Consider the following 10,130-nt stretch of genomic DNA (forward strand, 5'->3'; position numbering starts at 1 on the left):
ACCCCACCGATTCCCCGCCCGCGCCCGAGGCGCCCCGGCGCAGCGCCTTCCAGCGGCGCAAGGACCGTGCACCCGACTGGTTTGGCGCGTTCCTGGCGGGCAACAGCCGGGAAAAAACCCGCCTGAGCCGCGACATGGCGACCCTCAAGGGCTCGGTCGTGTGGCTAGTGCGCCAGCGGCGCAAAGGCCACTGGAGCGCGCACGAACGCGCCCACCTGCGCGAGGCCATGCGCACTGCCTCCTCCGTGAGCCCCTACCTGCTGATCTGGGTGGTTCCGGGCTCGATGGTGCTGCTGCCGTTTCTGGCGTGGTTCATGGACCGCCGGCGCCGGGAGCGCACACCGCCCGACGCGCCCGAAAACGGCCTGCGGACCCGCGGTGGCCGCACACGTCACGGAAAATTGTCGGCCAGCGCCACCAGCACGCCCGTGCCGACGAGGCCAGCCTGCCAGCGCAGCGCCAGCGTCCACGACGGCACACGGCGCTCCACCTGCTCGTACAGCTGCCGCCCTGCGACCAGCGACAGCCCGAACGCCAGCAGCATGCCGGCGGCATTCCAGGTCGGGGACTGCGGCCACAGCTGGCCCACCACCGCATTGACCACCAGGCACACCGGAAAGTGCACCAGGAACATCGAGTACGACATCTGCCCGAGCCGCTGCAGCGCTGCCATGCCGGGCCAGGCCGGCACCGCCGGGGAGCGCATCACCCCGACCAGCCCCAGCGCCACGGCCCAGGCCACGGCAATGCGCAGCCGAAAGTCGAGTGCCAGCGCCAGCGCACCCAGCACCGCCATGACCGCCAGCCACCGGGTGGCGCGGGGCGCGCGCACGGCCCAGAACGCCAGCACGCCCAGGCCATAGGAGCCGAAAAAATACACGCCCCACATGTCCAGGCCGCTGTCGCGGTTGAAGCCCCACAGCGAAGCCGCCGTGGCCAGCACCACCAGGGCCTGCGCCCACCGCACCCTGCGCCGGGGCGCCAGCCCGGGCACGCTGCGCACGGCTGCGAACAGCAGGCAGGTCAGCGCGAAGAGCTGGAAGTCGATCGCCACATACCAGGCGCCGGCCGACAAGGCCTCCTCGCCCACGATGTCCTGCAGCAGCAAGGCATTGGCCAGCAGCTGCGGCAGGCTCGGCTCGCCCGGCACGCTGGCGTCGTCGAGCCAGGGGCGCACCAGCGCGGCGGCCAGCACGGCCAGCACCAGGGCCGCGGCGTAGGGCACGACCAAGCGCACAAAGCGCCGCGTGACCAGCACAGAGGCGCTGTCGAACCGCGCCACGCCCAGGGGCGCCAGGCTCGCAGCGGCCAAATAGCCGCCCAGCACCAGGAACACCTGCACGGCCATGCGACCATAGTCGTAAAGCCAGGCCACCGCCCCCGGCCACAGCGGCTGGGCGATGTCGGACATGGGTCCGTAAAACGCGAGGTGGTGCCAGACGATGGCGGCACAGGCCAACCCCTTGAACGCATCGATCAAAGGGTTGCGGGAGGCTGAAGGGTGCATGGGCAGTGGCAGGGGCGGTGCAGCGGCACAAGACCGCAAACCCCAAAAGACCGTGCGGCCGAAGCCGCACAAGCTCCATTAAGTGGCAGACCCGCGTTTCGGTTGACAAGCTTGCACGTTATTGACAAAAAAACACGTACTTTGGTGCAGCACCTGCTGTGCAACGCGCGCGTATAGCAAATTTTGAAAAACCATTTTTTTGACTCAAACACCTTAAATTTTTATACTTTCTGTGTGTTTTACAACCTTCAATACAGGTAATCGGCGTTTCCCTTGCGGAAATCGCCCTTCGGGCCCCGCGCCCACCTCCGGCCGATGCTTCGGCCCTGATGCCCCGGCAGCGTGCAGGCTTTGCCCGCTGTCCGCGTGATTCAAGAGTCCTCTGCCCAGACCTCTTTTGAAGCGCACGACGGGCACCGCATGGCTTCGCCGCCCTGCAGGTGCCTGCTGGTCACACACCCGTGTCCAATTTTTTTCGTTCCGCGTGCATCCGCACCACCGGGCGTGGCCGCCGCATCGGATTTTCCGCTGCAGCGCCGCACCCCCAACCGAGGAGACCTGCCCCCGTGGCCAAACAAATCACCATCGAACATGTGTTCAAGGTTTTCGGCGATGCGCCCCAGGACGCCCTGCAGCTGGTGCGCCAAGGCGTCAGCAAGCAGGACATCCTCGCGCGCACCGGCCAGTCGATCGGCGTCTTCAACGCGAGCTTCACCATCGCCGCCGGCGAGATCTTTGTCGTCATGGGCCTGTCGGGCTCGGGCAAGTCCACGCTGGTGCGCATGCTCAACCGCCTGATCGAGCCGACGGCCGGGCGCATCCTGGTCGACGGCACGGACATCAACCAGCTGTCCGACGCGCAGATGCGCGCGCTGCGGCGCAAGGACATCAGCATGGTGTTCCAGTCGTTTGCGCTGATGCCGCACCTGACTGTGCTCGACAACACCGCGCTGGGCCTGGAGCTGGCCGGCGTCGGCCGCGCCGAGCGCCACCACCAGGCCGCGCAGGCGCTGGCCCAGGTCGGGCTGGAGGGCTGGGGCGCCAGCTACCCCGACGAGCTCTCGGGCGGCATGCAGCAGCGCGTGGGCCTGGCGCGGGCGCTGGCATCCGACCCGTCGATCCTGCTGATGGACGAAGCGTTCTCGGCGCTCGACCCCATCATCCGCACCGAAATGCAGAGCGAGCTGATGCGCCTGCAAGAGGTCAAGCGCCGCACCATCGTCTTCATCTCGCACGACCTCGACGAGGCCATGCGCATCGGCGACCACATCGCCATCATGAAAGACGGCCATGTGGTGCAGGTCGGCACGCCCGACGAGATCTTGCGCAACCCCGCCAACGACTACGTGCGCAGCTTCGTGCGCGGCGTCGATGCCGCCGCGGTGTTCAAGGCAGCCGACATCGCGCGCAAGGCGTTCACCGTGGTTTCCGAGCGCAGTGACCGCGGCTGCCGCGCCGCGCTGCAGCTGCTCGAAGAGCACGACCGCGACTATGCCTACGTGGTCAGCCCGCGCCAGCAGTACCTGGGCATGGTCTCGGCCGACTCGCTGCGCGCCGCGCTGCACGGCCATGTCGGCCCGCTGGGCCTGCAGCACGCCTACCTGCCCGGCGTGCAGACCATCGCGGCCGACGCGCTGGTCGCCGGGCTGTTTGGCCAGGTCGCGCATGCGCCGCACGCGGTGCCGGTCGTCGACGACAGCGGGCGCTTTTGCGGCGCCATCAGCAAGACCACGCTGCTGCGCTTTCTCGACCGCGACACGCCGCCGATCGAGGCCAGCGCCGCCCTCCCTCTCCTGCCTGCCGCCGTGCCCGAGACCGCCGGCGCCGCGGCCCACTGACCCGAGAGTTTGAGCATGAACGAATCCCTTGCCACGGTCGACCAGACGGCCCCCGCCGGCACCGCCACCGCCTTGCCGCCGCCGACCGACACCAACCCCTGGGCCAGCCAGACTGAGATGGCGGCCGAGCCATCGCCGTGGGACGCGAGCGCCCCCACGCCGATGGCAGACACGCCCAACGACCCCTGGGCGGCGCTGTCGCCCACCGAGGGCGACGCCGACGCCGGCAGCGACTGGCTGGACGCGCCCGCCGCGGGCCTGGACGCCATGGGCGCGGCCGATGCGGCCAGTGACGGCTTTGCGCTGCACCAGTTGTGGGACGGCTCGCTGCCCATCGAGTCCTGGATCAACCAGGGCCTTGACTGGGTGGTGCAGCATTTCCGCCCCTTCTTCCAGACCGTGCGCGGCCCGATCGACAGCACTTTGACCGGTGTCGAGGGGCTGCTGCAGAGCGTGCCCTCGCTCGCGATGGTTGCGCTGCTGGGCCTGCTGGCCTGGCAGTTCGCCGGCCGGGCGCTGGCCGTCGGCACCGTGGTGTCGCTGCTGCTCGTGGCCATGCTGGGCATCTGGTCCGAGGCCATGGTCACGCTGTCGCTGGTGCTCACTTCGCTGGTGTTCTGCCTTGCGATCGGCCTGCCGCTGGGCATTTTCCTGGCCAGCAGCGACCGCGCCCAGCGCTGGATGCGCCCGCTGCTCGATGCCATGCAGACCACGCCGGCCTTCGTCTACCTGGTGCCCGTGGTGATGCTGTTTGGCATTGGCAACGTGCCCGGCGTGATCGTGACCATCGTCTTCGCGCTGCCGCCGCTGGTGCGCCTGACCAACCTGGGCATCCGCCAGGTGCGCCCCGACCTGATCGAGGCGGCGCGCGCCTATGGCGCCTCGCCCTGGCAAATGCTGGTGAAGGTGCAGCTGCCGCTGGCCATGCCGTCCATCATGGCTGGCGTGAACCAGGCGCTGATGCTGTCGCTGTCGATGGTCGTGATCGCCTCGATGATCGCCGTCGGCGGCCTGGGCCAGATGGTGCTGCGCGGCATCGGCCGCCTCGACATGGGGCTGGCCACCGTCGGCGGCCTGGGCATCGTGCTGCTGGCCATCACGCTCGACCGCATCACGCAGTCGCTGGGCCAGCCGCGCCGCGGCGTGCGCCACTGGTGGCACACCGGGCCCACGGGCCTGGTGCTGCGCAGCCTGCGCCGGCGCGTGCCGCGCGCGGCCGACGCCTCTGCCGCAGCCTCCAAGGGCCAGCCCGACGCCGCGGCGCAGCTGGCCTCCCAGCCGCAGTGACGCGCTGCAGCGTCCGCCCGTTTTTCCGCAATCGAAAGGAGACCCTCCCGATGAACATTTCCCGCGCGCTCGCACGCACCATCCTGTCCACCGGCCTGCTCGCCTGGGGGCTGGCCGCCCCGGCCGCCGCCGCCGACCTGCCCGGCAAGGGCATCACCGTGCAGCCGATCAAGAGTTCAGTGGCCGAAGAACTGTTCCAGTCGCTGCTGGTGTCCCGCGCGCTTGAAAAGCTCGGCTATACCGTCAAGCCCGCGCAGGAGATCGAGTACGCGACCGGCCACCTGTCGCTGGCCAACGGCGACGCGACCTTCCTGGCCAACCACTGGGACCCGCTGCATGTCGCGTTCTTCGAGAACGCCGGCGGCGACGCCAAGATCTGGCGCAACAGCACCTATGTCAACAACTCGCTGCAGGGCTACCTGATCGACAAGAAGACGGCCGACCAGTACAAGATCACGAACCTCTCGCAGCTCTCGGACCCGAAGATCGCCGCACTGTTCGACACCAACGGCGACGGCAAGGCCGACCTGACCGGCTGCAACCCCGGCTGGGGCTGCGAACTGGCGATCGAGCACCACCTCGACGCCTACCAGCTGCGCGGCAGCATCACGCACAATCAAGGCAGCTACGCGGCGCTGATGGCCGACACGATGGCGCGCTACAAGCAGGGCAAGCCGATCCTCTATTACACCTGGACGCCCTACTGGATCAGCAACGTGCTGCGCCCCGGCAAGGAGGCGGTGTTTCTGCAGGTGCCGTTCTCGGCCCAGGTGGGCAACCCCTCCAAGACCAGCACCAAGATGGCCGACGGCCGCGACTACGGCTTCATCGTCAACGTGCAGCGCATCGTGGCCAGCAAAGCGTTCACCGACAAGAACCCCGCCGCCGCCAAGCTGTTCGAGCTGATGAAGCTGCCCGTGGCCGACATCAACGCGCAGAACCAGCGCATGAACAGCGGCGAGAACAAGCAAAAGGACGTGGAGCGCCACGTGGACGGCTGGATCAAGGCCCACCAGAAGACGTTCGACGGCTGGGTCGCGCAGGCCCTGGCCGCCGCCAAGTAACAGCCCCATCGGCCCCAGGCGCTCACCGATAGGGCGCCATCAGCTATTTGAAAGATAGCTGATGGCGCCTTTTCGATGCGCCCCGGCGGCCCGTTTCCCTCTCTTCGCACGCAAAGGAACCCCGCATGATGAACACCCGCCATTTCGCCTCCACCCTGCTCGCCGCCGGCCTGCTGGCCTTGGGCCTGGCAGCGCACGCCGCCGCCGATCTGCCCGGCAAGGGCGTGAAGGTGCAGCCGCTGCAAAGCGCGCTGACCGAGGAAACCTTCCAGACGCTCCTGGTCAGCCGCGCGCTCGAGAAGCTCGGCTACGACGTGCAGCCGATCAAGGAAGTCGCCTACCCGACGGCCCACCTGGCCGTGGCCAACGGCGACGCCACCTTCATCGCCAACCACTGGAACCCGCACCACTCCGAGTTCTACAAGACCGCCGGCGGCGACGCCAAGCTCTCGCGCCGCGGCGTTTACTCGGCCGGCGCCGCCCAGGGCTACCTGATCGACAAGAAAACCGCCGACCAGTACAAGATCACCCACCTGAGCCAGCTCACCGACCCGAAGCTGGCCCAACTCTTTGACAGCACCGGCGACGGCAAGGCCGACCTGATCGGCGCCAGCGCCGGCTGGGGCGGCGAAGCCGTGATCGAGCACCACCTCACCACCTTCAAGCTGCGCGACACCGTGACCTACACGCAGGGCAACTACCCGGCGCTGATTTCCAATACCGTGGCGCGCTTCAAGGCCGGCAAACCGGTGCTCTACTACGCGTGGACGCCCTACTGGCTGAGCAACGTGCTGCGCCCGGGCAAGGAAGTCGTCTGGCTCGAAGTGCCTTTCTCGGCCATGCCAGGGCTGCAGGCGGGCACGGACACGCGTCTGCCCAATGGCAAGAACTACGGTTTTCCGCTGAACAACGAGTACATCGTGGCCAACAAGGCCTTCGTCGAAAAGAACCCGGCCGCCGCCAAGCTGTTCGAAGTCATGGAACTGCCGATTGGCGACATCAGCCGCCAAAACCGGCGCCTGCGGGACGGCGAGAACCGCCAGCAGGACATCGAGCGCCACACCGACAGCTGGATCAAGGCGCACCAGAAAACCTTTGACGGCTGGATCGCGCAGGCCATGGCGGCCGCGAAATAAGAGCCAAATTGGCCTCTATCGCTTATCCAGCAAGCGCTGACAGCTAGCATTCCAGTAGCACTAAGAAAAGCCACTGAACACGTTCCCGTGTGCCAGTGGCTTTTTTATGCAGCACAACTGCGGCGCCTGAGTACACCGCTGCATCGCGCTCAAACAGGCGACAAAGAATCATTTAAGTGGAAAGACTGCTTGCGGCCACAAGCTGCCGTGGGTGAGAGGCAGCTTTCGGAAACGGAAGCCGCAGACGTCCCGGAAAGCGAGACTCAGCGCGCATCGCGCCGATAGTCTGGTGCTCGGCAGTGCTCTCACGGTACTCTTCGGAATATCCATTGAGGAGCGAACCATGCACTTGCCGAAGTTCGGACCCATCCCTTGGTTGCTCCTCGGTGCTACGCCCGTGGCAGCGCAGATCAATGCCGGAACTCTGCCCCCCACCCCATCGCCTCCGTTCCAGCTCACGAAGGTCGCGCAGTTCGATCTGCCATGGCGCATTGCCTTCCTGCCGGACGGACGCATGCTGATCACCGAGAAAATCGGCAAGCTCTTCCTCGCGACCCCATCTGGGCAAAAGCTGGAAGTCACTGGCGTGCCGCCGGTGCTGTACGAAAATCAGAACGGCCTGCTCGGCGTCTACTTGGCCCCGTCCTATTCGAACGATGGGGCGATCTACCTGACCTATTCGGAACCCGGGCAGATCCCGGGCACCTCGAGCCTGGCGCTCGCCCGCGCGACGCTCAAGATCGGCACAGGCACCGCCGCGCTGGAGGGCCTGCAGGTCATCTGGCGCGACCCGATCAAGGGCAAGGGGGGCCAGGTCGGCGCTGCCGTGGCCTTTTCGCCGGACCAGAGGTTTCTCTTCCTCACGGCCGGCGATCGGCAGCGCTTCACCCCCGCCCAAGACCCGAACCAACCGGCCGGCAAGATTCTGCGACTGACCCTGGACGGCAACCCCGCTCCCGGCAACCCCATGGAGGGCAAGACCGGTGCACGGTCGATTGCGGTGATTGATCCGCCAAGAGATACGCAGGCGGCCAAGCGCGCGCCGGTTGTGCGCATCTATCTCTTTGACGGCGCCAATCTGACGCCGTCCGAGACATGGACCACGGGGCATCGCACACCCTACGGCCTCGCGTTCGCACCGGATGGCCGCCTTTGGGAACTCGAGCATGGGCCGCGCGGCGGCGACGAGCTCAACCTGATCGAGCCGGGCAAGAACTATGGTTGGCCGCTTGTCTCCTATGCGGTGAACTACGACGGCGTGCCCATCGCGAGCCCCGACACGCGCCCCGACCTCGTCAAGCCCGTGATCTACTGGACGCCGGTTTTCGCGCCGGGCAACCTGATGTTCTACAGCGGTGCGATGTTTCCGACGTGGAAGGGCTCAGCATTCGCGAGCGGCCTCGTCAGCCGCGCCCTGCACCGGATCGAAGTGCACGGTGCGATCGCGACACCGGCCGAGCACTGGACGGTCGGCTTTCGCGTGCGCGACGTCGCGCAGGCGCCGAATGGTGCGTTGTGGTTGATCGAGGACGACCGCGAGGGCGGCCTGTATCGGCTCACGCCGAAGTAACCACGTCGAGGTCATTTCGATGCGTGGAGCACCGCCTGCGCTCGGGGTCTGGCGCTGGCACCGCTACCGCCAGCGAAATCGGTACGGCATTTGAGCACCTCGGCGCCAGCGCCAAGGATGTGTTTGGCGGGCGCTTACTGTCCGCCAGTTGCGTTTTTCTTCTTCTTCCCTTGGTCGTAATGCCACTTGATGGCGAAGAACATGCACGTGCCGAACACGAGCACCTTGAACGTAAAGAAGACTATAGGGACCCAATCCATCTTTGAATATTTCCTGGCTATTGCTTGACACTACCTATCGTGATCGTAGCAATCCAGGGGGTAGGTAGCCCTGGACATTTTGTCTCACTGATCAGTGAGCTGGCCCCTTGAATGACAGGACACGGTCTATCGCTTATCTTTAAAGATAGGAGTAGGACTGTGAGTACGACTAGGAATACGGATACCGTTGAAGTGATCATGAGAGACCAGCGTCGCAGGCGCTGGTCCCTTGCAGAGAAGGCCGCGCTGGTTCGTCGAACCTACGAGCCGGGTATGAGCGTGTCGCTCGTTGCACGCCAGGAAGGTGTCGCTGCCAGCTTGCTGTTCCAGTGGCGCAAGCTGGAACGACAAGGGGCGCTCACCGCTGTATCGGCCGGCGAGGCAGTGGTGCCTGCATCCGAGCTGGCTGCCGCCCGCGCCGAGATCGCCAAGCTGCAGCGTGTGCTCGGCAAGAAGACCCTGGAGAACGAGATCCTCAAGGAAGCCGTGGAGTACGCCGCCGAAAAAAAGTGGATTGCGCGCTCACCCTTGCTGGACGGGGACGGCCTGTGAAGGCCGTCTGCCGTGCGCTGGGGTTGGCGCGCTCAAACATCCATCGCCTGCAAGTTCGACCTCGGGACTGGGTTGACGGTCGAACACAGCGAACCGCTGCCGCCAGCGACGCTGCGTTGCTCGCTGAGATCACGGCTCAGATCACAGACCTGCCGACCTACGGCTATCGGCGCGCTTGCGCATTGGTCAATCGCCAGCGGGTCAGCACCGGCGCTGCGCGCGTGAACGCCAAGCGCGTCTACCGGGTGATGGCGGGCCAGGCTTTGCTGCTGCCGAAGGCGCCGAGGCGTCGACAGTCCAGCCGACCCCACGAGGGCAAGGTGGCGGTCGACCAAAGCGATGCGCGCTGGTGCTCGGATGGCTTCGAGATCAAATGCGACTCGGGCCAGACCGTCACTGCAACGTTTACGAAGGACTGCTGCGACCGCGAGATCGTGGCGTATCGGGCGTGGGAAGGCAAAGGGCTACCGGGCGAGCCGGTGCGCGAGATGCTCATCGAGGCGGTAGAAAAGCGCTTCGGACACGTGGACGCCATTCCCAGCGCGCATGTGCTGGAGTTCCTCTCTGACAACGGCAGTGCCTACATCGCGGCCGAGACCCGGCAAATTGCCCGGCAGTTGGGGCTGAAGCCGGTCAACACCCCAGTGTGCAGCCCGCAGAGCAACGGCATTGCCGAGAGCTTCGTGAACACGTTCAAACGCGACTACGTCAGCCGCATGGACCTCGCCGATGCCAGGACCGTGATGGCGCAAATGCAGGCCGCCTTCGAGCACTTCAACGAGGTGCACCCGCACTCGAGCCTGAAGATGAAATCACCCAGGGAGTTCAGGCAGCAGCGCGCTGCCCAGGGACGTCTCGCTCAAGCCGAGACGCTACATTGCGAATAGCCGTGTCCTGAAATACGGGGGCAAGATCA

Annotated in this window: 7 protein-coding genes; 6 read left to right on the top strand and 1 reads right to left on the bottom strand. The window is 66.2% G+C overall.

Annotation, left to right across the window (positions count from 1 at the left end):
• Positions 1–391: 391 nt before the first annotated feature.
• Positions 392–1,507: an acyltransferase gene (locus B2J86_RS14305; protein ID WP_173025959.1), complete on the bottom strand. Its 1,116-nt coding sequence runs from the start codon at positions 1,505–1,507 to the stop codon at positions 392–394.
• A 566-nt stretch (positions 1,508–2,073) separates the two neighbouring features.
• Between B2J86_RS14305 and proV the strand changes: the two genes are divergently transcribed.
• From proV to B2J86_RS14335, 6 genes are all read left to right on the top strand, one after another.
• Positions 2,074–3,345, top strand: coding sequence for a glycine betaine/L-proline ABC transporter ATP-binding protein ProV (gene proV, locus B2J86_RS14310; protein WP_173025960.1), 1,272 nt, complete (start codon positions 2,074–2,076; stop codon positions 3,343–3,345).
• A gap of 15 nt (positions 3,346–3,360) precedes the next feature.
• Positions 3,361–4,632, top strand: coding sequence for a glycine betaine/L-proline ABC transporter permease ProW (gene proW / locus B2J86_RS14315; protein WP_256368404.1), 1,272 nt, complete (start codon positions 3,361–3,363; stop codon positions 4,630–4,632).
• A 50-nt stretch (positions 4,633–4,682) separates the two neighbouring features.
• Positions 4,683–5,696, top strand: a complete 1,014-nt coding sequence (proX, locus tag B2J86_RS14320; RefSeq protein WP_169169353.1) for a glycine betaine/L-proline ABC transporter substrate-binding protein ProX — start codon at positions 4,683–4,685, stop codon at positions 5,694–5,696.
• Between the two features lie 125 nt (positions 5,697–5,821).
• A complete protein-coding gene (gene proX, locus B2J86_RS14325) occupies positions 5,822–6,832 on the top strand; it encodes a glycine betaine/L-proline ABC transporter substrate-binding protein ProX (RefSeq protein WP_169169352.1) in 1,011 nt (336 codons plus the stop codon).
• 343 nt (positions 6,833–7,175) lie between these two features.
• Positions 7,176–8,402, top strand: a complete 1,227-nt coding sequence (locus B2J86_RS14330) for a PQQ-dependent sugar dehydrogenase (RefSeq protein WP_173025961.1) — start codon at positions 7,176–7,178, stop codon at positions 8,400–8,402.
• A gap of 458 nt (positions 8,403–8,860) precedes the next feature.
• Positions 8,861–10,101, top strand: a protein-coding gene (locus B2J86_RS14335; protein WP_173024986.1) for an IS3 family transposase whose coding sequence is annotated in 2 segments (ribosomal slippage) — positions 8,861–9,158 and positions 9,158–10,101 — 1,242 coding nt in all. Because the reading frame shifts where the segments join, the coding sequence is not laid out codon by codon here.
• The last annotated feature ends 29 nt before the right edge of the window (positions 10,102–10,130 follow it).

The sequence above is a fragment of the Acidovorax sp. SRB_14 genome (genome assembly GCF_012932145.1).
Classification (GTDB): Bacteria; Pseudomonadota; Gammaproteobacteria; order Burkholderiales; family Burkholderiaceae_C; genus Simplicispira.

Bases quoted from the DNA above. Each gene is read 5' to 3' on its own strand.
- proX (WP_169169352.1), top strand. From the start codon at position 5,822: ATGATGAACACCCGCCATTTCGCCTCCACCCTGCTCGCCGCCGGCCTG.
- proX (WP_169169353.1), top strand. From the start codon at position 4,683: ATGAACATTTCCCGCGCGCTCGCACGCACCATCCTGTCCACCGGCCTG.
- B2J86_RS14330 (WP_173025961.1), top strand. From the start codon at position 7,176: ATGCACTTGCCGAAGTTCGGACCCATCCCTTGGTTGCTCCTCGGTGCT.
- B2J86_RS14305 (WP_173025959.1), bottom strand. From the start codon at position 1,507: ATGCACCCTTCAGCCTCCCGCAACCCTTTGATCGATGCGTTCAAGGGG.
- proW (WP_256368404.1), top strand. From the start codon at position 3,361: ATGAACGAATCCCTTGCCACGGTCGACCAGACGGCCCCCGCCGGCACC.